Origin of the sequence: Asticcacaulis sp. (assembly GCA_024707255.1) — a bacterium.
Classification (GTDB): Bacteria; Pseudomonadota; Alphaproteobacteria; order Caulobacterales; family Caulobacteraceae; genus Asticcacaulis.
This window is the reverse complement of record JANQAC010000001.1, coordinates 910,653-935,973: the sequence shown is the minus strand read 5'-3', so window position 1 is coordinate 935,973 and position 25,321 is coordinate 910,653. Positions and strand designations below refer to the sequence as shown.

The following is a 25,321-nucleotide window of genomic DNA, read 5'->3' as shown; positions in this document are numbered from 1 at the left end:
GCATGACCGACATCCTCAACCTCGCCCTGATCCAGACGCGCACCCCGGCCACGCCGGCGGCGGCGCTGGACCATGCGCGTCCGCTGATCCTGCAGGCCGCCGCCAATGGGGCGCAGCTTATCCTGCTGCCCGAATGCGCCAACCTGATGGAGGCGCGTAAAGAGCATAAGGCGCAGGTGGTGACGACCGAGGCCGAGGATGTCTTTATCCAGGGTGTACGCGAGCTGGCGCAGTCATTGCGTGTCGAAATCCTGATTGGCTCGGCGATTGTAAAGTCGGAGATTGACGAAAGGGCCGCCAATCGCAGTCTGCTGATCGATGCGCGCGGCGAGATCGTCGCCCGTTACGACAAGATCCACCTGTTCGATGCCGATACGCCCGATGGCCGGTCTTACCGCGAAAGCGCTGCCATGCGGCCGGGGGAAGCGGCGGCCGTCGCCGTAACGCCGTGGGGCGGTCTGGGCCTGACCATTTGCTACGATGTGCGTTTCCCGCACCTTCATCGCACGCTGGCCGGGCAGGGCGCCAACATGATCGCCGTCTGCGCCGCCTTTACAGTGCCGACCGGCAGGGCGCACTGGGAGGTTCTGCTGCGCGCCCGCGCCATCGAAACCGGCTGTTTCGTGCTCGCCCCGGCGCAGGGCGGCCTGCATGAAGACGGCCGCACCACCTATGGCCATTCCATGGTGATCTCGCCCTGGGGCGAGGTCATCGCCCGTCTGGACCATGACCGCCCGGCGGTTCTGGAAGCCAGTATCGATTTCAGTGAAGTGACCCGTGCGCGGCAGGCCCTGCCTTCGCTGCAGCACGACAGAGAGTTCCGAGTATGATCCGTTACGCGTTGAAGTGCATTGTCGAGCATGAGTTCGATGCCTGGTTTTCATCATCCGATGGCTTTGACGAACAGGTGGCCAAAGGGCTGGTCGAATGCCCGATGTGCGGCTCAAAATCGGTGACCAAGGCGATCATGGCGCCGATGGTGCGCACCACCAAGGGCAGGGAAGCGCCGCAAAGCCTGGCTGAGGCGCAGCAGGCCGTGGCCGAGGCCCTGCATCGTCTGCGCCGCCATGTCGAGGCCACGCACGATTATGTCGGCAAGGAATTTGCCAGCGAGGCCCGCGACATGCACGAGGGGCTGACACCGGAACGCCCGATCTATGGCGAGGCCACACCGGAAGAGGTCAAGGGGCTGGTCGAGGACGGCGTGCCGGTGGCGGCCGTGCCGGTCTTTTTCGCCAGCAACGGAAGGGGAGGCAAAAGTGCCTGTGTTGCCACCCGCGACGCCGCTGATCGATAAGAAGCTGAACTGACTTTCTTATACCTCCCCAACAAGTTGGGGAGGTATAAGAAAAAAGCCTCCGATTTGCATCGGAGGCTTTTTCTTATCAGGCTTCTTCGGACGCGCTGGCGTCTTCCTTCTTTTTGCGGGTACGCTTTGGCTTGGCTTCCGGCTCCGGGGCGGGCGCATCAGCGGCCACTGGGGCTGGCCGATGCAGGAAGGCCGGCAATTGCGACGCATCATCCGAAGCCTCGGTGCGCGGCTTGCGTTCCGGGCGTTCGCGCTTTTCCTTCACCGGTGCCTCGGCGGCCGGCGCCTCAAAACCGAGGTCCGGTTGCGCGGCGGGTCTGGCGCCCAGGGGCTGGGTCGAGGCGATAAAGGCCGGCGCGGTATATTCTGCGGCGGGCGCCGAAATGCTCACGGGCGCATTCAGATTGGCTTCCTGCTCGGCGAAACGCTGCTGGCGGCGGCGTTCATAGCGCTCGCGGCGGGTTTCGCGGCGATTGCCGTTTTCGTCATATTGCGGCTCGGAATCGCGTGGTGCGTTATTACGCGGTTCGAAGCTGCGTTGCTCGTTGTTGCGATCGCCATTATTGCGGTTATCGCGATTGTTGCGGTTGTCACGGTCGCGGTTATTGCGGTTGTCACGATCACGGTTATTGCGATCGCCGCGATCATTGTTGCGCTCGCGGCTCTCGTAGCGCGGCTCGTCCGAGGGCTGCTCGTCGCCGGAGGCGTCGGAGTCCGTATCGGTGGCCTCGACCTCCACATCCTCGTAGTCATCGTCGAAGCCGCTGGAGAAGGGGTCGCGCTGCACGAATTCCGAGACCGGACGCGTTGGCTGCATCTGGCGGATCATGCGGAAATAGTGTTCGGCGTGCTGCAGGTGGTTTTCAGCCAGAACCCGGTCGCCGGACGAATTGGCGTCGCGGGCGAGCTGCTGGTACTTTTCGTAAATGGTCTGGGCGTTGCCGCGCACCTTGGTGCCTTCGGGTCCGTTCGACTCGTAGGCGCGGTTGGGATTGTTTGAATTGCCGGCGGGTTTGCGGTTACGGCTGCGTTGCCGTTTCATGCCCCTGAAGTCTTTCATCGGTAATTTCGTCTCTCTTACGCTCCGCCCGGTCTGTTCGTGGGGCGGCGAATATGTGCATAAATGTCAGGTCGGACCGTTGGCTATCGTCGTGTCGAGCGGTCCTGAACCTTGCAATTGTCCTGGCTTTAAGGGGCGCGGGGGCCGTTTTTATGACCCGAAGAAACCTCGCGCTCTCACAGTCCTCCGCCGCGTTCATACCGTCTGTTTAGGCCGGGCCTGCTGCGATGTGAGGAAGACGATTATGTCTAGCCTTTCCGAAGCTTTCTGCCAAGCGGAATTTTATGTCAGGTCTGATGCGGTTTTTGGCCGGTCACCACACGCGGCAGGTTGGACAGGTCGAGATAGGTAGTAACGTCATCAAAACCCGCTGATCTCATTAGGTTTTCCACGTCCATCGCCTGATCGAAGCCGATTTCGAGATAGGCCATGCCGCCCGGTTTGAGCAGGCGGAAAATCTCCGGCGCCAGTTCGATATAGGCATCGAGGCCGCTTAGACCGCCATCGAGCGCGAGAATCGGGTCGTGCTCCTTGACCTCCGGCTCCAGGGTCGGGATGACCTCGGAACGGATATAGGGCGGGTTCGACGCCACGATATCGAAGGTGCCGTCATGCAGGCCCGAGCCCCACGAGGTGCGCAGGAAGGCGGTCTGGTGCGACAGGCCGAGATTGGCGGCATTGTCGCGCGCCACGGCCGGGGCGTCCTCGCTGATATCGGTGCCCAGCCCCTGGCGGCCGGGCGTTCGGACAGCACCGACAGCAGGATGGCGCCGGACCCGGTGCCGAGATCGGCCAACTGGAAGGCATCGCCTGGCTGGCTGCGCTTGAGGATCATATCAACGATTACCTCGGTTTCCGGCCGAGGGATCAGCACATGTTCGGAGAGGTTGAGCAGCAGCTTCCAGAATCCCTTGCGGCCGAGAATCCGCGCCACCGGCACGCGTTTTCGCGCCGCGCCAGGAATTCCTCCAGCGTATTGATCTGGTCGTCGGTCAGTTCGCGGTAGGGATCAGTCAGAATATCGGCGCGGGTGGCGCCGGTGGCGGCCTCCAGCAGCAGGCGCGCGTCGATGGCGGGCGAGTCGATAAAGGCGGCCTTGAGGCGTTGCTGGGCGCCGGTCCAGGCTTTGACGAGTGTGAGGGGCATGGGCAATCTTTAGAGCTGTGAAAGGAAGAAGCCCCACCACCATTGCTTTGCAATGGTCCCCCTCCCCGACAAGCGGGGAGGATCAAGAAATGTGTACCTCCCCGCTTGTCGGGGTTTGGTGCCAGCGAAAGTATAGCTTTCGCCAGCCATGGGACCGACGCGCTCTTGCGCGTTGGGGGTGGGGTATCTTGCTTGCTAGGTTAAAACGCGGTCGTAACCGGATATTTCGCCACCACCATGTAGTTCACATCGGTATCGTCCGACAAGGCCCAGGTGCCTGAAATCGGATGATAACTGACGCCCACCGGTGGTTCCGGCATCAGCGGCGTGCCGTCGAGGAAGGTTTTGATCTCCTCCGGCGTCAGGAATTTCTGCCAGTCGTGCGTGCCCTTAGGCACCCATTGCAGCACATATTCGGCGCCGACGATCGCCAGGCCATAGGCCTTGGCCGTGCGGTTCAGGGTCGCCACGAACAGCAGGCCGCCCGGCTTGACCAGCGAGGCGCACGTTTTCAGGAACGCTTCCGGATCGCTGACGTGTTCGATGACCTCCATGGTCAGGACCACATCGTAAAGCACCTCGCCGGAAGCCGCCAGTTGCTCGACCGTCTGGTTGAGGTAGCGGATATCGAGTCCCCCTTGCGCGGCATGGGCGCTGGCCGTGCCGATATTCTTTTCAGAGGCATCGAGGCCGGTGACGGTAAAGCCCATCCGGCGCATCGGCTCGCTGAGCAGCCCGCCGCCGCAGCCGACATCGAGCAGTTGCAGGCCCTCGAAAGGCGCGCGCTTGCGGTAGTCGAGCGCGAAATGTTCCGAGCAGGTCTCGCGGATGAATTTCACACGCGTCGGGTTGAATTTGTGCAGCGGTGCGAATTCACCCTTCACGTCCCACCACTTGGCGGCCAGCGCTGAAAAACGCGAGACTTCGCCCTGATCGATACTGAAGCCTTCTGCGGAGCCGGAATCGTTGACTGTCGTATTCATGACTGGGGCTCGTCCATTTTACGTTGCGCTACCGCTGCGCTGCTTGAGCGCGGTTCGCCTTCATCGATGCTGAAAACGCTGGCCGCACCTGAATCCAAACTGTTTAGGTTTTGCGCCATTTTGCGTGCCTATTTCTCATCTTTTGTCGCCGGAATCGGCCTTGCAGCACAGGGGTTTAACCGCTAATTAGGCCGCGCAACAAGTCCGGACAAGGATAGATGCCTGTCCGTCAGAAAGAAAGTGGCGAAATGACGCGTTTAGTGATGAAGTTCGGCGGCACCTCCATGGCCGATCTCGAACGCATCCGCAGGGCGGCGCGGCTGGTGGCGGCCGAGGTTGACGCCGGTCACAAGGTGGCGGTGGTGGTTTCGGCCATGGCCGGCAAGACCAATGAACTGGTCGCCTGGACAGACGGCGCCGGCCAGCCTACCGGCAAGGCCGCCGAAGTTCATGCCAACAGCGATGACGAATATGACGTGGTCGTAGCTTCCGGCGAACAGGTGACCGCTGGCCTGCTGGCCATGACGCTGCGAAATCTCGGTTATCCGGCGCGCTCGATGATGGGCTGGCAGTTGCCGATCAAGACCTCAAACCTGCACGGCAAGGCGCGCATCGGCGATTTCGAGGCCGACAACCTGATCAATGCGCTCGATTCCGGCCAGATCGTCGTCGTCCCCGGTTTTCAGGGCGTAACCGACGATGACCGCATAACCACGTTGGGCCGTGGCGGTTCGGATACCTCCGCCGTGGCTGTGGCCATAGCCGCCAAGGCCATCCGCTGCGACATCTATACCGATGTCGACGGCGTCTATACCACCGACCCGCGCATCGAGAGCAAGGCGAAGCGCCTGCCGAAGATTTCCTTCGAGGAAATGCTGGAAATGGCCTCGCTCGGCGCCAAGGTGCTCCAGACCCGTTCGGTCGAACTGGCCATGGCTTACCGGATGCCGGTGCGCGTGTTGTCATCCTTCGTCGAACCCGGCGAAAATCTAGATCAAGGCACTTTGGTGTGCGACGAGGAAGAAATCGTGGAAAAACATATCGTTTCCGGCGTGGCCTACAGCCGTGATGAGGCCAAGATCACCCTTTTGGGCCTGCCCAACAAGATCGGCGTTTCGGCTGCGGTTTTCTCCAAGCTGGCGGCCGCCAATATCAATGTCGACATGATCGTTCAGTCGGAAAAGCGCTCGGGCGAATATGCCAACCAGCTCTTCACCGTCGGCCGCCGCGACGCCCAGCGCGCCGCCGAGATCATGGCCGCCGCCAAGGCGGAGATCGGCTTCGACGACATCAAGGTCGATGAAGGCGTGTCGAAAATCTCGATCGTCGGCGTCGGTATGCGTTCGCATACCGGCGTGGCCGAGACCATGTTCCGCGCCCTGTCGGAAAAAGGCATCAATATCCAGGTCATCTCGACCTCGGAAATCAAGATTTCCGTCCTGATCGATGAAGCCTATACCGAACTGGCCGTCCGCGCGCTCCATGCCGCCTATGGCCTGGACAAGGTGGGCGCCTAGTCTAAGTCTACTGCGATGGCCTGCGCCGCGCCGTCGTCCTGTGCGCCCTTGCTCGTGTACAAGCGTACACGTCGCGTCGGGTGCTCGCACGCCAATGCGTCTCGGCTCATCACAGCGACTTATACGCGACAGTAAATCTCAAAAAATTGACCAACCTCCTGCCTTACAACCTTAAGGTGCTGTTAACCGTGTCGGCATACCTTCCGCCGGGACATCCACGAAGATCGTCTCTGTAAGCGTAACCGGGGCCTGCTTTCTCTGACATCTGCGCGAATGCCGTCCTTGTTTTCATGAGGTTTCCGGTGTCGTTCAAGAATATGCCCATGCTCGGCAAGGCCCTGGCCATGCTGCTGTCGCTCGCTGTCGTCGTTATCGCGGCCGTCGCTTTCACCACAACCAAGATGGCGAAGATCGGCGCCGATTACAGCGCCGTCATCGCCGGGCCGGGCGTCGCTTCGGTCGATATGGAACGCGCCAGCCGGCAGATCGAACGTTCCGGGACCGCTTTTTACAAACTGGCCATCGCCATCAGCCCGCAGGACCGGGCGAAGGCCGAGGCCGATCTCAAAAAGGCCCAGGCCGCCTTTACCCAGGAAACCGGCGAGGCCATGAAAGCCCTGCCGGCGGAGACAAAACGCATATCCGATATGCAGGCCAGCTATGTGGCTGCCATAGACGACGCCTGCGCGCCCACCCGCGAACTGGCCGATGCCGATAATGATGCCGGCGCGGTCAGGCAGCTTCAGGATGTCTGTGATCCGGCCATTGGGCAACTGACCAGCACCATGTCGAAGGTCGTCGATGACACCCTGGCGGATAATGCCGCGGCCTCGGCGGCCGCCGGTGCCGAAACGCGCCAGACCATCGGCCTTTCGTGGACGGGCGTCATCGCCGGTCTGGGAATCGTTCTGGCTCTGGCCATCTGGATGACCCTGATGTTTATCGTCCGGCCACTGAAAAGCCTGACCGGCACCATGACGGCCATGACCGGCGGTGACCCGGCGGTCGAGGTGCCGGGGCAGGACCGCAAGGACGAGATCGGCGCCATGGCGCGCGCCTCCGATATCTTCCGCCGGGGCCTGCAGGAAACCGAAACCCTGCGTGCCCAGGCCGCCGATGCCGAGCGGCTCAATGCCGAGAAGATGCAGGCGGAGCGTGACCGCATCGCCGACAGCTTCCAGTCGAAAATGGGTGTGCTGGCGGACGCCTTCGTCCGCTCGTCGCGTGAAGTCTCGGAAGCGGCGCAAAGCCTGGCCGCCACGGCCGAGGAAACCAGCCGTCAGGCCCAGGTCGTCTCCGGCGCGGCGGAAGAGGCTGCGGTCAATGTCCAGACGGTCGCCGCCGCCACAGAGGAAATGACCGTCTCGATCCGCGAGATCGACAGCCAGGTGACCGCCGCCGCTGGCGTCACGGTCGAGGCCGCCAACGAGGCGGCGCGCTCGGAAACCGACATCCGCGAACTGTCTGAGGCCGCTCAGGAAATCGGCGCCGTGCTCAGCCTGATCAGCGATATCGCCTCACAGACCAACCTGCTGGCGCTCAATGCCACCATCGAAGCCGCCCGCGCCGGTGAGGCCGGCAAGGGGTTTGCCGTCGTGGCTTCCGAGGTCAAGCAACTGGCCACCCAGACGGCGAAAGCGACCGGCGATATCGGCGCAAAGGTCGCACAAATCCAGGAAGCCACGCAACGCACCGTCGCCTCGATTGGCCGGATCGTCGCCACTATCGGCGATGTCCGTTCGATCTCCACCGCCATTGCCTCGGCGGTCGGGCAGCAGGGCGCGGCCACGCACGAAATCGCCGGCAATACCGCCCGCGCCTCGACGGGCGCCCTTCAGGTGACCGAGAACATCTTCGGCGTTGGCCGGGCGGCGGAAATGACCGGCGCGGCCTCCACCCAGCTTATGGGCCTTTCGGGTACTCTGTCTGCTCAGGCCGACGACCTGCAACGCGAGGTCAATGCGTTCGTCAGCCAGCTCCGCACGGCCTAAGACAAGGTATTATAAGGCAGGATAAGATCACAGTTAAACCGGCATTAACTACAGTTCGTTACATAATACATCACCTGACATGCACGAAGATCGACGGTCCGGACGAATCCGGGGGCGTTCCGTTCGAGATCCAAGCGTATGCGTCCTTCGCCTCTGAGGTTGCCCGTGTCGTTCAAAAACATGCCCATGTTGGGCAAAGTCCTGAGTTTGCTGGGTTTTTTGGCGCTCGTCGTCATTGGCGCCGTCTTTTTCACGACCTCGCGCATGAGCGCTATCAGCGCCGATTACGGCCGGGTGATTTCCGGACCGGGCACGGCCGCGGTCGACATGGAGCGCGCCAGCAAGAACATTCAGCGCGTCCAGACGGCCTTCTACAAGCTGGTCTCTTTCAATGATCCCCAGGATATAGCCGACGCCACCAGCGAACTGAAACTGGCCCAGAGTTCCTTCTCCAAGGAAACCAACGAGGCCCTGAAGGCCCTGCCTTCGGAAGCGAAGCGCATCCAGGGCATCCAGGCCAGCTATAATGCGGCCATCGATGAAACCTGTGCCGAGACCCGCCGCCTGGCGGAGAGCGGCGATGATGCCGATGCGCTTCGCCTGATGCGGACCACCTGCGATCCGGCCATATCGCAACTGGAAAAGACCATGGCGCAGGTGGTCGATGAAACGATTGCGGATAATGTCGCGGCTTCCGCTGCCGCCGGCGCCGATACGCAGCATACCATCGGCATTACCTGGGCGGGGCTTGGCTTCGGGCTGGTGATCGTCATGGTGGGGGCCATAATGGTGACGCGCATGGGGATCGTGCGGCCGCTGTCGGCGCTGAACGCCACCATGAGCGAGATGGACAAGGGGACGCTTGACATCACCGTTCCCGGTCAGGACCGCAGGGATGAACTGGGCGGCATGGCCCGCACGCTCGAAACCTTCCGCCAGGGGCTGGAGGAAGGCCGGCGTCTGCGCGAAGCCGCCGAGACCGCCAAGGCCGCCGAACTGGCGCGCCTGCAACGCGAGCGCCAGGTGGTCGAAAGCTTCCAGGGCAAGATGGTCGATCTGGCCGATTCGTTTGTACGCTCCTCCTCCGAAGTCTCCGATGCGGCCCAAAGTCTTTCAGCCACGGCCGAGGAGACCAGCCGTCAGGCCATGGTGGTCTCGGGCGCGGCCGAAGAAGCCGCCGTCAATGTCCAGACGGTCGCCGCCGCCACCGAGGAAATGTCGGCCTCCGTCTCCGAAATCAACGGCCGGGTTCTGCGCGCCGCACAGGTGGCCAGCGAAGCCGCCGACGAGATCGGCAGCACCGAGCATGAAATCCGCGCCCTCTCCGAAGCCGCATCTGGTATCGGCGCCGTGGTCAGCCTGATCAATGATATCGCCGCCCAGACCAATCTGCTGGCGCTGAACGCCACCATCGAAGCGGCCCGCGCCGGCGACTCCGGCAAGGGCTTCGCGGTCGTTGCCTCCGAGGTCAAGACCCTGGCCAACCAGACGGCGCGCGCCACCCAGATATCGGCGACCGTGTGTCGCAGATTCAGGAGGCCACCCAGCGCACCGTCGCCTCGATCGAGAAGATCGTCGCCACCATCACCGACATGCGCAGCATCTCGGCCAATATCGCCTCGGCGGTGGAACAGCAGGGCGCCGCCACGCATGAGATCGCCGGCAATACGGTGAAGGCGTCCGACGGCACCCAACAGGTGACTGAGAACATCTTCGGCGTCGGCCGGGCGGCGGAAATGACCGGTGCGGCGAGTACGCAACTGATGGGTCTTTCGGGCAATCTCAGCGAACAGGCCGGCGACCTGCAAAAGGAAGTGCAGAACTTCGTGAAGCAGTTGCAGGCGGCTTAGGTTTGGCGGGTTCTAATCGAAGTGCGAAGTCCGGTTTCGGACTAGCAGGCTTTTCTGATTTGAGCCAGTTCGGCGTTGAAAACTTCGGCCGGCGTTCGGTATCCCAGGCACTGACGGGGCGTATTGTTCATCCGCAGAGCAATAGAGGACAGGGCCGCATCCTCGAGTCTTTTCAGATCAGTCTCGAGCGGCAAATAGCGGCGCAATCTCCCATTCGCGTTCTCGACGGAACCCTTTTGATAGGGTGAGGCCGTGTCGCAAAAGTAGCTTCTGATACCCAACGACTGATGCAGCGTTTTCCACGCCATGAACTCGGTTCCACGGTCGAAAGTGACTGACTGGCGGCCCTGAGATGGGAGAGGGCGTAATTGCTCCTGGATGGCGCCTAAGACACCTAACGAGTGGCGATCCTTATTGCGGATGACGACTTGGTAACGGCTTTTGCGCTCGATCAGACTGGTGATGTTTGCCTTTCCGAAGTCGCGTCGGAAAATCACCAGATCGGCCTCCCAATGTCCAAAAGTCTCGCGATTAGCAATGTCTTCAGGTCTTTGTTTTATGTTACAATACAAAGGGATATGTGACCCTCTTGGCTTGCGGCCACGGAGGCCACGCCGAGTTCTACGCCGGCGGGCGAGCAGGGTGTAAAGCGCCATCTCACGGTTGCTGCGATCGTAGATAAAGCGATAGATCGTCTCTGAACAGACGCGGCCGAACCTGGATTTACCCACAGGGTGAAGCTTGAGACGACCGGCGATTTGTTCAGGTGACCAGTGCTGCTCAAGTCTCTCTATGATGTGCACACGCAACTCGAGATCACGCTCCAGCTTGCGCCGTTTAAAACGCCGCTTGCGCGCGAACTCGGTTGCGTTCCATGCAAACCATCCAGAGTATTGCGGGCATTCTCTATCGTGAAAATAATTGCGCCGAATTTCGCGATAAAGCGTCGAATGGTGGCGGCCGAGCATCTTGGCGATCTGCGTGAGTGGAATTTTGCGATCGAGCAGTTTGTAGATTGTCTGACGTTCTTCCTTCGTCAGATGGGTGTAAGAATGGCCCATAATGGTCTCTCAAGAAGCGGTTGATTTTATGGATCATTCGCTCTTCAAAATAGAGTCCACCTTTGATTGAATAATCCGCGCATAATAAGTCTTTTGAAAGCCCAGGGGGATTGATGCAGATCCGGGTTATGTTTGCGCTACTGCCTCTACTGGCGGGATGTCATCAGTCACCTGCGGCCAATCCTCCCGCCGATATGGCCGTTGCGACGTCATCGGCAAGTGAGTCATCCTTTGTGGCTGTTGCGACCGCGTATGAGCAAGACACATCGTCTGCGGAAGCGATGCCCGCGGATGTTCAGGCCTTCATGGAAACGCGCGACGAATGCGATCACTGGCGTGGCGAAGAGTCCTATGATGAGAACCGCGCCAAGGAAATTACAAATGCCATTAACGACACCTGTAAGGGTACTGACCGCAAACTGGCTAATCTGCGCCGGAAATACCAGGACCAGCCGCACGTCATGCAGGCCCTGGCAGACTACGACGACAAAATCGAAAACTGAAGCCTGTAGGATAAGCGGATGGCCAACAGTCCGGTTTTCTGTCAGGCTCAGCGGATGAAAGCTGTCGCTCTTCTGCTTCTAATCTGGTCCGTGGCCGCGCCTGTCGCGGCAAAAGACAATCTGTTCGCAGTTGATTTCGAAACCGCTTTAGCCGGACCCTATAGCCCGGCGACGATGAACACGGATTTCCATCATCCGGCGTGGAGTGACGGCATAGAGGAAGGCCGCGCCACCATCGTGGCCGCGCCCGGCCGCTGCGGCCAGGCCCTGCGCGTCGACTATCCTGCCGGCCGGGTAGGGGAAGGCGTCATTATCCCGTTTACCCTTGCGCGGCACGATGCGCTTTACCTCACCTTCGATGTCTATTTTCCGGCGGGCTTTACCTTCGTCAAAGAGGGGAAGCTGCTGGGACTTTGCGGCGGCGCCTGCAACAGTGGCGGCAAGAAGCCCGATGGCCGCGATGGCTGGTCATCGCGCGTGATCTGGCGCGGCGACCGTGCCGCCCAGTATCTCTACTGGCCGGAGCAGGCCGATATCTATGGCGATATCGCGCCGTGGCGGAATGCCCGCCTGAGCACCGGCGTCTGGCATCATGTGGAGACCTACGTGAAGATGAACCATCCCGGTCGGGCCGATGGCGTCAGCGAATCCTGGCTGGATGGCCGCCGCGTCTACCGAAACCGGCATATCCGCTGGCGTGACACGGCGGATTTCGCCATCGACAGTTTCCGTTTCGAGACCTTTTTCGGCGGCGGCACGCCCGATTTCGCGCCGCCATCGGCTCAGTATGCCCTGTTTGACAATATCGCTGTATCGACGCGGCGGCGACCTCATGCGGCATCAAATGTATCAGACTGTTAAATCAATGTGATTATAACCCCTTCGTGACTTGCGCGGCGGCGGGTGCTGCCGCTAGACAGCGCGCGAAAAGGGTTTCAGAATAAGAGCCTGTCGCGTATCGACGCCCAAAGGGCCGGAAGGGATATTAGGGTGGTAAAACTGGGTCCGTTCGAAGGTATTCCGAAACCCTTCATGGCCGTTCGCGGCCAGCGCGGCCTGCTGCGCCAGATCCGCGAGACGATGGAGGAGGGCCAGTCCGCCCAGGCGCGCCTCGATACGGTGGTGCGCATCATCGCCTCCAGCATGGTGGCCGAGGTCTGCTCGATCTATCTGCGCCGCACCTCCGAAGAACTGGAACTCTTCGCCACCGAGGGCCTGAACGCCGCCGCCGTCCACAAAACGCGGATGCGGCTGTCTGAAGGTCTGGTCGGTGAAGTGGCGCGCGCCGGCGTGCCGCTCAACCTGATGGATGCGACCTCGCACCCCAGCTTCTCCTACCGTCCGGAAACCGGCGAAGACCCTTACAAGTCCTTCCTCGGCGTGCCCCTGCTGCGCGGTGGCCGCACCATTGGCGTCCTGGTCGTGCAGAACATGGCGGCGCGCAAGTACGAGGAAGAAGAGGTCGAGGATCTCCAGATCATCGCCATGGTGCTGTCCGAGATCGTGACGGCGGGCGAACTGGTCGGCCTGGAAGAACTGAAGGACATCGAACTGGCGCCCTCGCGCCCGGAGCGTCTGAAGGGCTCGATCTTCGCCGACGGCATCAGCTTGGGCGTTGTCATCCTGCACGAGGTGCCGGTGACCTCCGAGCATCTGCTGAGCGACGATTCGGTGGCCGAGGAAGCGCGCCTGAATGACGCCATCATCGTTCTGCGCGAACAGATCGACGCCATGTTCGAAGGCACGCACGGCCGGCGGGGCCGACGTTTGACGTGCTCGAAACCTACCGCATGTTCGCCCACTCGACGAGTTGGGTGCGCAACCTGACCGAAGCCGTGCGCAACGGCCTGACCGCGGAAGCGGCGGTCGATCGCGTGCGTAACGAGCAGCGCGCCAAGCTCAATAACGCCCGCGACGCCTATATGCGCGAGCGCCTGCACGATCTCGAAGACCTGGCCAACCGCCTGCTGCGCGTCCTGGCCGGCAAGAACACCACGGTCCGCGACATTCCGGATAACTCGATACTCGTCGCCCGCGATCTCGGTCCGGCCGACCTGCTGGAATATGACCGCACGCGTCTGAAGGGGATACTGCTCGAAGAAGGTTCGGCTTCGAACCATGCCGCCATCGTGGCGCGCGCGCTGCAAATCCCCTGCGTCGGTCGCCTGCAAGGGCTGCGCGACAAGGTCAGTCAGGGCGATATCGTCATTGTCGACGGCGAAACCGGCGAAGCCTACCTGCGGCCGCGTCCGGATATCATCGAGGCGGCGACGACGCGGATGGATGTCCGCGCCGCCCAGCGCGCCGAATTCAGCAAGATCAAGGATGTCGAGGCCGTCACCCGTGATGGCCAGCGCATCACCCTGCTGATGAATGCCGGTCTGGAATTTGATATCGAAATCATGAACGAAACTGGCGCCGAGGGCATTGGCCTGTTCCGCACCGAATTCCAGTTCATGGTGTCCGACGATTTGCCGCGCCTCAAGCGCCAGACCGAGCTTTACGAACGCATCATGGATGGCGCCGGTGATCGGCCCGTGACCTTCCGTACGCTCGATCTCGGCGGCGACAAGATCCTGCCCTATATGGAGATGGAGCGCGAGGAAAACCCGGCGCTCGGCTGGCGTGCCATCCGCATGGGGCTGGACCGCCCGGCGCTTTTGCGCATGCAGCTTCGGGCCCTGATTACCGCCGCGCGGGGCCGCGAACTGCGCATCATGTTCCCGATGGTGGCCTCGATCGACGAGTTCCGTCAGGCGCGGGAAATGGTCGATATCGAATGCGCCTGGGCCAAGCGGCGCGGCCGCGTCCTGCCGGCGCTGTTGCGCGTCGGCGCCATGATCGAATGTCCGTCCCTGCTGTTCCACCTAGATGCCCTGCTGCCGCTGGTCGATTTCGCCTCGGTCGGCACCAATGACCTGATGCAGTATCTCTTCGCGGCCGATCGCACCAATCCGAAGATGTCGGATCGCTACGATCCGTTATCACCGCCTTTCCTGACCGCCCTGTCGATGATCCAGAAGGCGGCGAAGGAGTCAGGCACACCGGTGTCGGTCTGCGGCGAGATCGCCGGCCGTCCGCTGGAAGCCTTCGTGCTGATCGCCCCGGGCTTTGAGCGCCTCTCCATGCCGCCGGCGGGCCTTGGCCAGGTCAAGCGCATGATCCTGTCGTGTGACCGCGAGGCCGCCGCCAAGGCCATCACCAAGCTCATGACCAGCTCCAATGGCAGCGTGCGTAACGAAATTTTGTCGCTGGCGCGCAAGCTCGATCTCGATATGTAGGCGGCTTGCCTCCATGATACATTCAGGCCATAATTTGGTGGCAGACCGGGTGTAGTATGACCCGGTTGGAGGATTGGCCCATGCTCACGTCTCGTCTTGTTTTCGCCCTTGCGCTGGCGGCCGGTTCATTGACGGCCTCTCTCGCGGTGGCCGCCGATGAAGTCGTGGTCGCCGCCTCGCGCCCGGCGCCCCTGCCGACCGAAGCCGAACAAACCAAGGCCAAGGCGGATTTGCAGGCCAAGGCGGCGCAGTTGACCAAACCCCTGACCACCGAGGAACAGGTGGCCGCCTGGACCGCCCGTTCCCCGAAAATCAGCCGCGACGATCAGAATGACGCCTTATGGCCGGTCGATGATGATGATGGGGCCAGGCGTCAGGTGCATGGCGTGGCCAGTGTCACTGTCGGCACCGGCGGCTATCGCAGCGCCTATGTCTCGTCTCTTATTCCGCTGGGCGAAAACGGCACGCTGGGTATCGCGGTCAGCCAGACCGACTACGGCAAGAACGGCGGCTTTGGCTATTACGGCGACCCTTATGGCTATGACGATTATGGCTACGGGTACGGGTACGGGCGCGGCTGGGGACGTCGTGGGGGCACCTCGCAATCGGTGGGCCTGTCGCTCGACATGACCGGCCAGAACCGCAGCGGCGCCAGCACCCCCGAAGGCTGCGCCCCCGGCTTCCGCGATGGTGACCGCTATGTCGAGCCCGTCTGGGTGACGCGCATGAACGGCAACCGTGACTGCGAAACCGCCGTCGAGCCCTGATCATGGCTTAAGCGTGAGGCCAAATCCTTCCCCCTCTCCCCACTTGTGGGGAGAGGACGGGAGCCGAGCGTAGTGAAGGCGACCGGGTGAGGGGCATTTCAAATGGACACAAGCCCCTCACCCGACGATCTGCGGCTTCGCCTTGCCCGTCGTCCTCTCCCCATGAAAATGGGGAGAGGGGGGGAAGTGAAGAGAGATGATTCAACAAGAAATCATATTGCTCGCCGCAAAAATTTTCTGTCACCAAAATGCGGTCTTCGACGTATAGATAGGCAAAACCAATTCCATCGGGTGGCGCGTGTCTTCAATTCTGCGGTTTGTTGTCTGTCTCTTCGTGCTTGCCTTTGCCCTGCCGGCCAATGCCCAGGACGCCGCCATCGAAGGCAAATCCCCCCACATTACTGCCCGCCTGATCGCCGAGTCCGCCACGGTTGCGCCGAATGGCGATATCACCCTGGCGCTCGACTATACCCCGGCCCCTGGCTGGCATACCTACTGGATCAATCCCGGCGATACCGGCCTGCCGCCCAAATTCAAATGGAACCTGCCGGACGGCGTGACCACAGCAGACGCGCAGTTCCCGACACCGGAATTGCTGCCGGCCTTTGGCCTGATGAGCTATGGCTTTACCGGCCGCACGGTCCTGCTGATCCCGGCGCATAACGGTTCCAGTCTCTCGGCGGGAGACACCCTGCCCATCAAGGCCCATGTCGATTTTCTCGTCTGTGCCGATGTTTGTATCCCCGAAAGCCTCGATGTGAGCCTCGATCTCAAGGTCGGGGCGCCGAAGCCGAGCGCTGATGCCGGTGTTATAGAAAAGGCCCGCAAGGCCCTGCCGATTGCCAATACCGCCGCCGCGACCATCGACCTGCACAATGGGGAGGTTGAACTGGGCTTACCTCTGGCGGATGTAAGCGCGCAAGGGGCTTACTTCTTTCCCGAACAGAGTGGTGTGACAAGCGCCCCGGCGCCTCAGGCGCTTGATATGGGGGCGAAAGGCTTCGCCCTGCGCACCAAGGCCGCTGGCACGGCCCTGCCGGAGGGCGACCTCTCAGGCGTGCTGAAACTGGCGGATGGCACTGCCTATGCGATCAAACTCACACGCGCCCCGCTTGATCCGTCAGTCCATGGTCTTGGCGCCGCGCCGCAGGCCAAGGCGGATGCTTCCCTCTCCGGCATCCTGATCGCCATCGCCGGCGCCTTTATCGGCGGGCTGATCCTCAACCTGATGCCGTGCGTTTTCCCGGTCCTTTCCATGAAGCTGCTCAGCCTGGCGCGCTCCGGCCATGACAAGGGCTTGGCACAACAGGAATCGCTGTTCTATGGCGCAGGCACCATCCTCACCTTTGTCGGCCTCGCCCTGATCCTGATGGCGGCGCGCGCCTTCGGCCAGTCGATCGGCTGGGGCTTCCAGTTGCAGTCTCCCTATGTCACCGCCGGTTTGAGCCTGGTCATGCTGCTGGTGGCGCTCAATATGTCGGGCGTGTTTGAAATCGGCACCTCCCTGCAGGCGGTGGGCGGCATCCGGTATCATCGAAACGCCCGCGGCTCAGCGCTCTGCTGACCGGCGTGCTGGCTGTGGTCGTGGCCGCGCCCTGCACCGCGCCCTTCATGGCCACGGCCATCGGCGTGGCGTTGGCGCAAGGGGGATTGGTTTCCTTTGCCGTCTTCGTCAGCTTAGGGCTTGGCTTTGCCCTGCCGTTCGTCGTCCTGACCTTCCTGATCACCCTGGTGCCGGGTTTCGCCCGCCTGCTGCCGAAGCCCGACAAGTGGATGGATGTTCTCAAGCACATCCTGTCGCTGCTGATGTATGCCGCCTGCCTGTGGCTGGTCTGGGTGTTTGCGCAGCAGGTCGAGCCCTATGGCCTGATCCTGCTGGTCTTCGCCCTGGCGCTGGTCGTCATCGCCGTGCTGAAAAGTCCGCTGCCGAAGATCGTCAAGCCGCTGGTCCTGGCGGGCGGGCTCGTGCTGTGCGGTCTGGCGGCCTCCCTGCCGCGCGCCGAAAAAGACACCGGCCGCGCCTGCCGGCCTGATCACGCATCAGGATTTCAGCGTCGAAAGCCTGGCCGCCTTGCGCGCCGAGGGCAAGCCGGTCTTCGTCGACCTGACCGCCGCCTGGTGCGTCACCTGCAAGGTCAATGAACGCCTTGTCCTGAGCACCAAAGATTTTGAAAAGGCCGTGGCCGATACCGGCACGGTCTATATGGTGGGGGACTGGACCAACCAGGATGCCGCCATCGCCCGTTACCTGACCCTGTTCGGTCGCTCCGGCGTGCCGCTCTATGTCTATTATGGCCCCAATAACGCCGAGCCGGTCGTTCTGCCGCAATTGCTCAAGACGGCCGATGTGGTGAAGGTGATCCGGGGGAAGTGAAGGGGATCACGGACGGGCACGGAAAAAGACGGAAAGACACGGAAATAAGTGTCCGGCAACACCGGCGCGTAGCGCCAGCATGGCGTCTTTGTTTCCATAGACTCACTTAACGCCCTTCGGGCAAAGATGTCGTCATAAGCTCATATTTCCGTGCTTTTCCGTCTTTTTCCGTGCCTGTCCGTGATCTTCTTGCCTTCTAACCCGCCAGCGCTGTTAAATGCACGCCGAATGGCCCGCGATAATAGAGGCAGTCGGCGTCATTATTGGCATGGGTGAACTGGCCGGAAACGATAATCGCCTGTCCAAGGCCCAGCTTGAGCAGTGACGGATAGGCCGGGTCGCTCTTCTGCACGATCGCCTCCAGGCGTATGCCCTGGCCGATATTGATCTCCAGGTCGGCCGTGCCGTCGAGCGTCGAGATACGCAGATCCTGAACCTTGCCTTGCCAGTTTTCAAACCGGTCGAAGGTCTTGAATCGCGTGCAGAAGTCATCCGTCGCCGCGCCGGTGCGCGGCAGGGCCAGGAAGGCGGTCTGGCTGGCCGGGAGGGACGGGCCTTGCGCGGCGGGCGTGGCCGCTGGCTTTGGCTTGTCGCAGGCCGCAAGCGCGAGCAAGGTGATAAGGGCCAGCCCCGCAATGCGACGCATCAGGCGTCGGGCCCGAATTCGAGGGTGCAGTCCAGCCCGGAATCAGCGGTGGCCGGCGTGACGATCACGTCGATATTGTCGCTCAGCAGGTCGGCCATATTGGTCAGCGCCGTTTTCATGGCGGCATCGTCCTTCGCTGCCTCTATCGCCGTCAGCTTGATCGGCAGGTCGCGTGACAGGCCGGTCAGGATACATTTCAGGTCGCGGTCGGTGCCGCGCGCTTTCAGCGTCATGTGGCCCTGCAGGTCACCGGCGGAAAGCGCCTTGATCGCCTGGGCATAGGTCTTGAAATCGGGTTGCGACACGAGGGTCGGCGTCGGCGTGAAGCCCTCGGTTTCGGCTTTCAGGCGCCCGGCTTCCGTCACCAGTCCGGCGAAGAAGGGTTCCTGCGATATGGCGCTTTGCGTCGGTGCGGCAGCAGCAAGGACAGGTGATCCCGAAGCCAGTAACAGGCTGGCCAGGCAGACGGTAACAAGAGGACGTTTCACGGCGCGCTCCGGGAGTGACACAAACTGCCCGACACTATGCAATATGGCGGCCAAGAAAGCGTTAACGAATAGCTGACGCCATTATAAAAGACACCATTAACGCCGCTCCGATGGGGCACGGAGCGGCGTTAATGGCCGCGTATCAGGAACACACCTGCCAAGCGGCTCGATCACATGGACTGAGCCGGAGGTCACTCCTGCAAATGACGGATGGCGAAGCCTTGAGCTTCGTCAGTAACTGACGTGCGTGGGCTCACCGCCCTTGTGACACGGAACACCGGCGGCACAACCTATCGAGTCGAAGGTCGAGAAGGCCCAGACGACGGCGCCGATGAGGGCGACGACGACGACCATGGCTACGACAAAACGCGAAAAGTTCTCTGCTGTATGCGACTTACTCATTGTTTTGCCCTCCTTAAGGGAACCATATTTATAACATTGTTTTACCGCATTTTGAAGGGGTTGATCGCATTTTTTGACTTAAGTGTCAAAATACCGTAGCGTCTTTATTTTCCCCTTACGGGCGAACCGGTTTTTTGTTTCAGCTTGTCTCCGGCGGCGGGATGCTTTAATTCGCCCGCCATGACCCAGAACTCTGAAAAAGACACCGAGACCTTCCGGCCCGAAGCGCGCAGCCCGCGCGGCTTTATCGACAAGCGCAGCGGCCAGATCGCCATCGAGCGCCGGCTGATCGAGACCGTCTCGAAGGTGTATGAGGATTTCGGCTTCGAAGCTTTGCAAACGCCGGCCTTTGAATATGCCGACGCGCTCGGCAAGTTCCTGCCCGATTCCGATCGTCCCAATGTCGGGGTGTTTGCCCAGCAGGATGATGATGATCAGTGGATGGCCCTGCGCTACGACCTGACCGCGCCGCTGGCCCGCTTCGTGGCGCAGAACTGGGAAACCCTGCCCAAGCCCTTCCGCCGCTATGCCTTCGGCCCTGTCTGGCGCAATGAAAAGCCCGGCCCCGGCCGCCTGCGCGAATTCATGCAGTGCGACGCCGATATCGTCGGCTCCGACCGTCCGGAAGCCGATGCCGAAGTGATCGCACTGGCCGTCGCCGGCTACAAGGCGCTCGATGTGCCGGCGCGAATTCGCATCAATAACCGCAAGCTGCTGAATGGCCTGCTGGTGAGCCTCGGCGTCACCGATGCCGGGCAGCAACTGGGCGTGCTGCGCGCCATCGACAAGATGGACCGGTTTGGTCCCGAAGGCGTGGCCCTGCTGCTCGGCGCGGGCCGCAAGGACGAAAGTGGCGACTATACCAAGGGGGCGCAACTGCCCGACGCCGCCATCCAGCCCGTGCTCGATTTCGTTCTGGCGGGCGGGGCCGATACCCGCTCCGGCGTGCTGGAAAAGCTGGCGGCCGTGCTCGCCAATTCGGCCGAAGGTCAGGCGGGACTGGAAGATCTGGCGCGTATCAATGCCGCCGTTTCGGCCATGGGCGTGGCCGAAGAGGAAGCCATTTTCGATCCCGGCATCGTGCGCGGTCTCGAATACTATACCGGCCCCGTGTTCGAGGCGGAATTCCTGCGCGAACTGCGCGACGACAAGGGCAATCTGGTCCAGATGGGCAGTGTCGGCGGCGGCGGTCGCTATGATGATCTTGTGGCGCGCTTTACCGGCCAGTCCGTCCCGGCTACCGGCTTCTCGTTCGGTGTCTCGCGCCTGGCCGCCGCCCTCAGCCTGCTCGATGGCGGCAAGCGCAGCGGCGCCCGCGGCCCGATCGTCATTATCGCCTTTTCGGATTCGGACATGGGCGAATATTTCAGCCTGGCCGCTGAACTGCGCGCCGCCGGCCTGCCCGCCGAAGTCTATCTCGGCCGTTCCGGCATGAAGGCCCAGATGAAATATGCCGACCGTCGATTCAGCCCCGCGGCAGTCATGATTGGTGAGGATGAACTGAAATCTGGTACGGTTACTGTCAAGGATCTCGATCTCGGCCGTGATCTGGCGATGCAAATAAGTGACAATAAGGCTTGGCGTGAAGGTCGGCCGGGACAGGTAACCCTGCCCCGTGCCGAAGCTATCAAGCACTTGAAATCCATAGTGGAATCGTAACGCTTTGCGGATGGAAGCGCTGCCAATGATGCTCCGTTTTTGACGTTGAAAAACAATATGGCCGCATTGCTGAAATAATTTTGACGTAATGTGACAAAACCGGTTGACAGTCCTGGCAAAAAAATGTTTTCTCCACTCCAAGAGAGCAGAACTTTTCCCGTAGAGAGAAGTCAGCTCCGGCGTTTCGGGGAGGAAACGCTCTTTAATTTACAGAATAAAAAGCTCGCCGGGTTTATCCCCCAGGCGGGCTTTTTTTGCCCTGAAAATCCAAAAAAAGTGACGGGTTCGTCAAAAAGTGGCACTTCGGGTACGGCGGTAACTTTCGCAACAAGATTACCAAATGTTCATGAGACAGCCTTGTTAAACTGTATCAAGGTGCGGGCCTGATTTTGGGGGCGCGCTGATAGTCCGGCCGTCCATTGCCGGAGAGCCACATGCATTTTAAACCCTTGGCCAAATCCCTTATTTCTTCCATTGCCATCGCGGCCGCCTTGCTGAGCGCCCCTATAGCCGCCATGCCGGCCTTTGCCGAAGCCCCGGCCGCCGCGTCATCTGAAAGCACCGTCGCCAAGACCTATGGCACATGGGGCTTCGATACCGCCGGCATGGACAAGTCCATCAAGCCGGGCGATGATTTCTTCGACTATGCCAATGGCACCGCGCTAAAGAATATGGTCATTCCTGGCGACCAGCCCGGCTATGGCAGCTTCAATGCCCTTTATGATCTTTCGGAACTGCGCCTCAAGGCCCTGGTCACCGGACTCGCCGCCCGTAATGACCTGACCGGCGAAGACCTGAAGATCGCCGATCTTTACCGCTCGGCCATGAATGTTGACCTGAAGAACCAGCTCGATCTCAAGCCGGCGCAGGCCGAACTGGCGAAGATCGCCGGCATCGCCAGCAAGGACGACATGGCCGCCTTCATGGGCGCCACCTCGGAAACCTTCGGCTCTGCCTTTTTCGGCATCTTCGTTTATGACGACGCCAAGAAGCCCGGCTACCGCGCCCTGCAGATGTCGCAAGGCGGCCTGGGCCTGCCCGACCGCGACTACTACCTGACCGACACCTATGCTGACAAAAAGGCCGCGTATGAGGTCTATATCAAGGATATGCTTAGCATGGCCGGCTATCCCGGCGCCGAACAGGCGGCCAAGGATATCGTGGCGATGGAAACCAAGATCGCCGAGGTGAGCTGGACCAAGATCGAGAGCCGCGACGACACCAAGACCTATAACCCGATGGCGCTGAAAGACCTCAATGCCTACGCGCCGGGCTTCAACTGGGATGGCTTCTTTGCTGCGGCCCATGTCTCCCAGGCGCAGAAGGTGATTGTGGCGCAGAATACCGCCATTCCGAAGATCGCCAAGATCTATGCCGATACCCCGCTGGAAACCCTGAAAGCCTGGAAGCCTTCAACGCGCTCGACCAGGGCTCGGCCTATCTGTCGGATCGCTTCTATACCCGCCGCTTCGAATTCCGCTCCAAGACCATGTACGGCATTGCCGAGCAACGCCCCTTATGGAAGCGCGCCGTTGGCACCACCGACGACAAGATGGGGGAAGCCCTCGGCCGCGCCTACGTCCGCGATTACTTCCCGCCGGAATCCAAGGCCAAAATGGAAGACCTGTCCATGGCCTTCTGGCGGCCATGAAGCTGCGCATCGAGAACCTGACCTGGATGAGCGCCCCCACCAAGGCCAAGGCGCTGGAAAAGCTTTCCACCTTCGGCGTCAAGATCGGCTACCCTAACAAGTGGCGCGACTATTCGGCGCTGACCATCAAGGCCGATGATCTCTACGGCAATATCGAGCGCTCCTCGGCCTTTGAATGGGCCTATCAGGTGTCGCATATCGATCAGCCGATCGACCCGGAAGACTGGGAAATGACGCCGCAGACCGTCAATGCCTACTATTCGCCGACCAAGAACGAGATCGTCTTCCCGGCCGCCATCCTGCAACCGCCCTTCTTTGATCCGAAGGCCGACATGGCGGTCAATTACGGCGCTATCGGCGCGGTCATCGGCCATGAAATCACCCACGGTTTCGATGACCAGGGCCGTCATTATGATCCGACCGGTGCGCTGGTGGAGTGGTGGACGCCGGAAGACGCCGCCAAGTTCGAGGCCCAGACCAAAGCGCTCGGCGCGCAATACGATACCTATGAGCCGGTGGCCGGCGTTCATGTCCAGGGCGGCCTGACCATGGGCGAGAATATCGCCGATCTTGGCGGCGTGCTGCTGGGCCTGGATGCCTACCACATGTCGCTCGGCGGCAAGCCGGCGCCGGTCATCGACGGCTATACCGGCGACCAGCGCGTCTTCTTAGGCTTCGCGCAGGTCTGGCAATCGAAATACCAGCCGGATTTCCTGAAATTCCTGGTGTCGTCCGATCCGCACTCGCCGGACAAGTTCCGCGCCATCGGCGCCGTGCGCAATGTCGATGCCTGGTATTCGGCCTTCGATGTCAAGCCGGACCAGATCTACTATGTCAAACCGGCCGATCGCGTGAAAATCTGGTAAGGGTGCGAGGCACCCTTAACCCGGAATCGTGACGGTGGCGGTTGCGCCGTTGTCGCGGTTCTCACAAAAGCCCGTCTCGCAAGAGGCGGGCTTTTTTGTACGTCCCCGACTTGTCGGAGAGCGACTGCGTTGTTGGCCAAGTTTTTGTTCAGTCCAGGGGCTGTTATCTCTGATCATGGCGTTGATCTGTGTCAGTAGTTTTCTGACGACGGCGATCATGGCGACCATTTTAGGCTTTCCGGCTTTGACCAGGTTTTCAAAGAAGGTCTTGAAAGTCTTGTTGTGGGTCTTTGCATTGAGTGCGCTGTCCAGAAAAGAGCAGACGCAAATAACTTACAAGGGGGACCACGCCCGACTTCGGGCGTGGTGGTGGGGCTTCTTGTGCGCATCCGATGCAAAGCTTCAGCTTAAAAGCATCTGGCTCTGGCTAGTGACGATTGCCGACGAAGCGGCCATTATCGTCGCGTTCGCGGTTGGTAGCGCTACGACCGCGCATATCATCATCGTCGTCATAATCGCGGCTACGGCTTTGCGAGCCGCCGTGGCTCATGCTGCCGGCGCGGGCATGGCCTTCCGGATCACCGTGCCAGCCGCGGCCTTGTCCTGATGAAGCCCCGCCCGATGAAGCCCCGTAAGAGCGGTCATCGTCACGATCCCGCCCGCTGCGTCCACCACTGGTGAAGCGGCCTTCTTCGTCACGGTTGCGGTTGGCCTGGCCGTGGCGGCCCTGCTGGTGAGCGTGCCAGCCGCGGGCGTGGCCATAGGCGTGCCAGTCCTCGAAGTCGCGGTCTTCGTCACGGGAGCGGCCGCGTTCGCTGGTGAAACGGCCGTTTTCATCGCGGTCGCGGCCTTGCGTGCGGTAATCGTCGTCGTCATCGTCATAACGCGAGGATGAGCGGCGGGGGCTGCTGGTGAAGCGACCCTCTTCGTCGCGTTCGCGGGATTGGGAACTGCGTTGGTCGTCGTTGTTTCTGGGCATGGTATCTCCTTTTCCCGCAAGGGCGGCGGGATGGTAACAGGGTATATGTGGATTGATGCCGTGCCCAGGATCGCCGGGCACGGCGCAGACCCTACGCCCCGGTCCGTAAGATTGTCATCCATATGGCCGGTAATCGTGGTAAAGAGATTGTAAGTCTTGTCGGTGCGGCAAACAGACGGGAAGTATTCGCTTTTCGGATGTCTGGTGAAAAGCGGATATGTTTTGCGGACAAGGGATTTTTCCTGTATTTATGAAATTTTGATTTCGCTGCCGGTTTGTGGTCTGCGGATTTTACGGTGTGAGTGCTAGGTTGCGCTGTCCGATATCTATCCGGGAGCATCACCATGACCCTGACTGACACCCATACTGAGGATGATCCGCCGCCGCCCGTGCCCGATCCGGCGCCCGATGTGCCCGACCTTTCGCCGGTGCCGGAAGGCGATGACCCCATGCCCGTGCCGGAACCTTTGCCGGAACCCGATGCGCGGGCACCGCGCCAGCCGGAGGCGGTGTGATGGAAAAGGCATCTGACGGCGGTAAGCCATACCTGTCATGGAACCTTTCGGCCGGTCATGACCTGCGCGAAGATGAGCGCGAACTGGTCCAAGCCCTGGGCACGGCGGTGATCATGCACTGGTTCGACCTGCCGCGTGATATCCAGAAGCGCCTGTTCGAGGCGGCGGTTTCCGGGCCGCAGGCCTTGCGTGAACCGCTGGCAAAGTTCCTGCACGCGCATGGAGAGGGGTGAGTAAAAAAAGCATGACAGCGCTGTCATTTTTTGCTTGCGG

25 protein-coding genes and 3 pseudogenes are annotated in these 25,321 nt (G+C 61.2%); 19 read left to right on the top strand and 9 right to left on the bottom strand.

What is annotated here, in order from left to right; genetic code table 11:
• The first annotated feature begins 2 nt into the window (after positions 1 to 2).
• The gene (locus NVV72_04440; GenBank protein MCR6658612.1) at positions 3 to 830 is read left to right on the top strand and encodes a carbon-nitrogen hydrolase family protein; all 828 of its coding nucleotides are present in this window, start codon (positions 3 to 5) and stop codon (positions 828 to 830) included.
• Positions 827 to 1,297: a DUF1178 family protein gene (locus NVV72_04435; GenBank protein MCR6658611.1), complete on the top strand. Its 471-nt coding sequence runs from the start codon at positions 827 to 829 to the stop codon at positions 1,295 to 1,297. The genes NVV72_04440 and NVV72_04435 overlap by 4 nt, the downstream gene beginning before the upstream one ends.
• 88 nt (positions 1,298 to 1,385) lie before the next feature.
• Here the strand turns inward: NVV72_04435 and NVV72_04430 are convergent, their stop codons facing one another.
• From NVV72_04430 to ubiG, 3 genes and pseudogenes are all read right to left on the bottom strand, one after another.
• The gene (locus tag NVV72_04430; GenBank protein MCR6658610.1) at positions 1,386 to 2,351 is read right to left on the bottom strand and encodes a DUF4167 domain-containing protein; all 966 of its coding nucleotides are present in this window, start codon (positions 2,349 to 2,351) and stop codon (positions 1,386 to 1,388) included.
• 305 nt (positions 2,352 to 2,656) lie between these two features.
• Positions 2,657 to 3,515, bottom strand: a pseudogene (gene prmC, locus NVV72_04425) (peptide chain release factor N(5)-glutamine methyltransferase).
• Positions 3,516 to 3,715: 200 nt separating this feature from the next.
• Entirely contained in the window at positions 3,716 to 4,498 is a 783-nt protein-coding gene (gene ubiG / locus NVV72_04420; protein ID MCR6658609.1) for a bifunctional 2-polyprenyl-6-hydroxyphenol methylase/3-demethylubiquinol 3-O-methyltransferase UbiG, read from the bottom strand.
• Between the two features lie 248 nt (positions 4,499 to 4,746).
• Between ubiG and NVV72_04415 the strand changes: the two genes are divergently transcribed.
• The 4 genes from NVV72_04415 to NVV72_04400 all read left to right on the top strand — a co-directional run bounded on the left by NVV72_04415 (position 4,747) and on the right by NVV72_04400 (position 9,856).
• Positions 4,747 to 6,015, top strand: a complete 1,269-nt coding sequence (locus NVV72_04415) for an aspartate kinase (GenBank protein ID MCR6658608.1) — start codon at positions 4,747 to 4,749, stop codon at positions 6,013 to 6,015.
• 302 nt (positions 6,016 to 6,317) lie between these two features.
• The gene (locus NVV72_04410; protein ID MCR6658607.1) at positions 6,318 to 8,006 is read left to right on the top strand and encodes a methyl-accepting chemotaxis protein; all 1,689 of its coding nucleotides are present in this window, start codon (positions 6,318 to 6,320) and stop codon (positions 8,004 to 8,006) included.
• A gap of 186 nt (positions 8,007 to 8,192) precedes the next feature.
• Positions 8,193 to 9,680: a methyl-accepting chemotaxis protein gene (locus tag NVV72_04405; GenBank protein ID MCR6658606.1), complete on the top strand. Its 1,488-nt coding sequence runs from the start codon at positions 8,193 to 8,195 to the stop codon at positions 9,678 to 9,680.
• Entirely contained in the window at positions 9,599 to 9,856 is a 258-nt protein-coding gene (locus NVV72_04400; protein MCR6658605.1) for a hypothetical protein, read from the top strand. The genes NVV72_04405 and NVV72_04400 overlap by 82 nt, the downstream gene beginning before the upstream one ends.
• Before the next feature lie 41 nt (positions 9,857 to 9,897).
• Here NVV72_04400 and NVV72_04395 read toward each other — a convergent pair whose 3' ends face one another.
• Positions 9,898 to 10,917 carry an IS30 family transposase gene (locus NVV72_04395; GenBank protein MCR6658604.1) on the bottom strand — a complete coding sequence of 340 codons (1,020 nt, stop codon included), beginning with the start codon at positions 10,915 to 10,917 and terminating at the stop codon, positions 9,898 to 9,900.
• A 113-nt stretch (positions 10,918 to 11,030) separates the two neighbouring features.
• On the opposite strand from NVV72_04395, the gene NVV72_04390 reads away from it, so the two are divergent.
• From NVV72_04390 to NVV72_04360, 7 genes and pseudogenes are all read left to right on the top strand, one after another.
• Positions 11,031 to 11,420, top strand: a complete 390-nt coding sequence (locus tag NVV72_04390; protein MCR6658603.1) for a hypothetical protein — start codon at positions 11,031 to 11,033, stop codon at positions 11,418 to 11,420.
• Between the two features lie 54 nt (positions 11,421 to 11,474).
• Positions 11,475 to 12,281 (top strand): hypothetical protein, encoded by an 807-nt coding sequence (locus tag NVV72_04385; GenBank protein ID MCR6658602.1) that lies wholly within the window; start codon positions 11,475 to 11,477, stop codon positions 12,279 to 12,281.
• Between the two features lie 171 nt (positions 12,282 to 12,452).
• Positions 12,453 to 14,701, top strand: a pseudogene (ptsP, locus tag NVV72_04380) (phosphoenolpyruvate--protein phosphotransferase).
• Positions 14,702 to 14,781: 80 nt separating this feature from the next.
• Positions 14,782 to 15,468 carry a hypothetical protein gene (locus NVV72_04375; protein ID MCR6658601.1) on the top strand — a complete coding sequence of 229 codons (687 nt, stop codon included), beginning with the start codon at positions 14,782 to 14,784 and terminating at the stop codon, positions 15,466 to 15,468.
• Positions 15,469 to 15,766: 298 nt separating this feature from the next.
• Positions 15,767 to 17,032 carry a protein-disulfide reductase DsbD family protein gene (locus NVV72_04370; protein ID MCR6658600.1) on the top strand — a complete coding sequence of 422 codons (1,266 nt, stop codon included), beginning with the start codon at positions 15,767 to 15,769 and terminating at the stop codon, positions 17,030 to 17,032.
• Between the two features lie 5 nt (positions 17,033 to 17,037).
• Positions 17,038 to 17,610, top strand: coding sequence for a hypothetical protein (locus NVV72_04365; GenBank protein MCR6658599.1), 573 nt, complete (start codon positions 17,038 to 17,040; stop codon positions 17,608 to 17,610).
• Positions 17,540 to 17,842 (top strand): thioredoxin family protein, encoded by a 303-nt coding sequence (locus NVV72_04360; protein ID MCR6658598.1) that lies wholly within the window; start codon positions 17,540 to 17,542, stop codon positions 17,840 to 17,842. Before NVV72_04365 ends, NVV72_04360 begins: the two co-directional genes overlap by 71 nt.
• Positions 17,843 to 18,038: 196 nt before the next feature.
• Here the strand turns inward: NVV72_04360 and NVV72_04355 are convergent, their stop codons facing one another.
• The 3 genes from NVV72_04355 to NVV72_04345 all read right to left on the bottom strand — a co-directional run bounded on the left by NVV72_04355 (position 18,039) and on the right by NVV72_04345 (position 19,378).
• Positions 18,039 to 18,488, bottom strand: coding sequence for a hypothetical protein (locus NVV72_04355; protein MCR6658597.1), 450 nt, complete (start codon positions 18,486 to 18,488; stop codon positions 18,039 to 18,041).
• Positions 18,488 to 18,976 carry a hypothetical protein gene (locus tag NVV72_04350; GenBank protein ID MCR6658596.1) on the bottom strand — a complete coding sequence of 163 codons (489 nt, stop codon included), beginning with the start codon at positions 18,974 to 18,976 and terminating at the stop codon, positions 18,488 to 18,490. Before NVV72_04350 ends, NVV72_04355 begins: the two co-directional genes overlap by 1 nt.
• A 231-nt stretch (positions 18,977 to 19,207) precedes the next feature.
• Positions 19,208 to 19,378 (bottom strand): hypothetical protein, encoded by a 171-nt coding sequence (locus tag NVV72_04345; protein ID MCR6658595.1) that lies wholly within the window; start codon positions 19,376 to 19,378, stop codon positions 19,208 to 19,210.
• 180 nt (positions 19,379 to 19,558) lie between these two features.
• Here NVV72_04345 and hisS point away from each other — a divergent pair, with 180 nt between their 5' ends.
• The 4 genes and pseudogenes from hisS to NVV72_04325 all read left to right on the top strand — a co-directional run bounded on the left by hisS (position 19,559) and on the right by NVV72_04325 (position 23,554).
• Positions 19,559 to 21,037, top strand: a complete 1,479-nt coding sequence (gene hisS / locus NVV72_04340) for a histidine--tRNA ligase (GenBank protein ID MCR6658594.1) — start codon at positions 19,559 to 19,561, stop codon at positions 21,035 to 21,037.
• A gap of 671 nt (positions 21,038 to 21,708) precedes the next feature.
• A pseudogene (locus tag NVV72_04335) lies at positions 21,709 to 22,383 on the top strand (M13 family metallopeptidase).
• A gap of 95 nt (positions 22,384 to 22,478) precedes the next feature.
• The gene (locus NVV72_04330; GenBank protein MCR6658593.1) at positions 22,479 to 22,688 is read left to right on the top strand and encodes a M13 family metallopeptidase; all 210 of its coding nucleotides are present in this window, start codon (positions 22,479 to 22,481) and stop codon (positions 22,686 to 22,688) included.
• Positions 22,685 to 23,554 (top strand): hypothetical protein, encoded by an 870-nt coding sequence (locus NVV72_04325; protein ID MCR6658592.1) that lies wholly within the window; start codon positions 22,685 to 22,687, stop codon positions 23,552 to 23,554. Before NVV72_04330 ends, NVV72_04325 begins: the two co-directional genes overlap by 4 nt.
• 15 nt (positions 23,555 to 23,569) lie before the next feature.
• Here the strand turns inward: NVV72_04325 and NVV72_04320 are convergent, their stop codons facing one another.
• Positions 23,570 to 23,782, bottom strand: coding sequence for a hypothetical protein (locus NVV72_04320; protein ID MCR6658591.1), 213 nt, complete (start codon positions 23,780 to 23,782; stop codon positions 23,570 to 23,572).
• Between the two features lie 199 nt (positions 23,783 to 23,981).
• Complete coding sequence (locus NVV72_04315) at positions 23,982 to 24,533, bottom strand: hypothetical protein (protein MCR6658590.1); 552 nt, start codon at positions 24,531 to 24,533, stop codon at positions 23,982 to 23,984.
• A gap of 344 nt (positions 24,534 to 24,877) precedes the next feature.
• Here NVV72_04315 and NVV72_04310 point away from each other — a divergent pair, with 344 nt between their 5' ends.
• Both NVV72_04310 and NVV72_04305 read left to right on the top strand, forming a co-directional pair.
• Positions 24,878 to 25,048: a hypothetical protein gene (locus tag NVV72_04310; GenBank protein ID MCR6658589.1), complete on the top strand. Its 171-nt coding sequence runs from the start codon at positions 24,878 to 24,880 to the stop codon at positions 25,046 to 25,048.
• Positions 25,048 to 25,281, top strand: coding sequence for a hypothetical protein (locus NVV72_04305; protein MCR6658588.1), 234 nt, complete (start codon positions 25,048 to 25,050; stop codon positions 25,279 to 25,281). Before NVV72_04310 ends, NVV72_04305 begins: the two co-directional genes overlap by 1 nt.
• Positions 25,282 to 25,321: the final 40 nt, after the last annotated feature.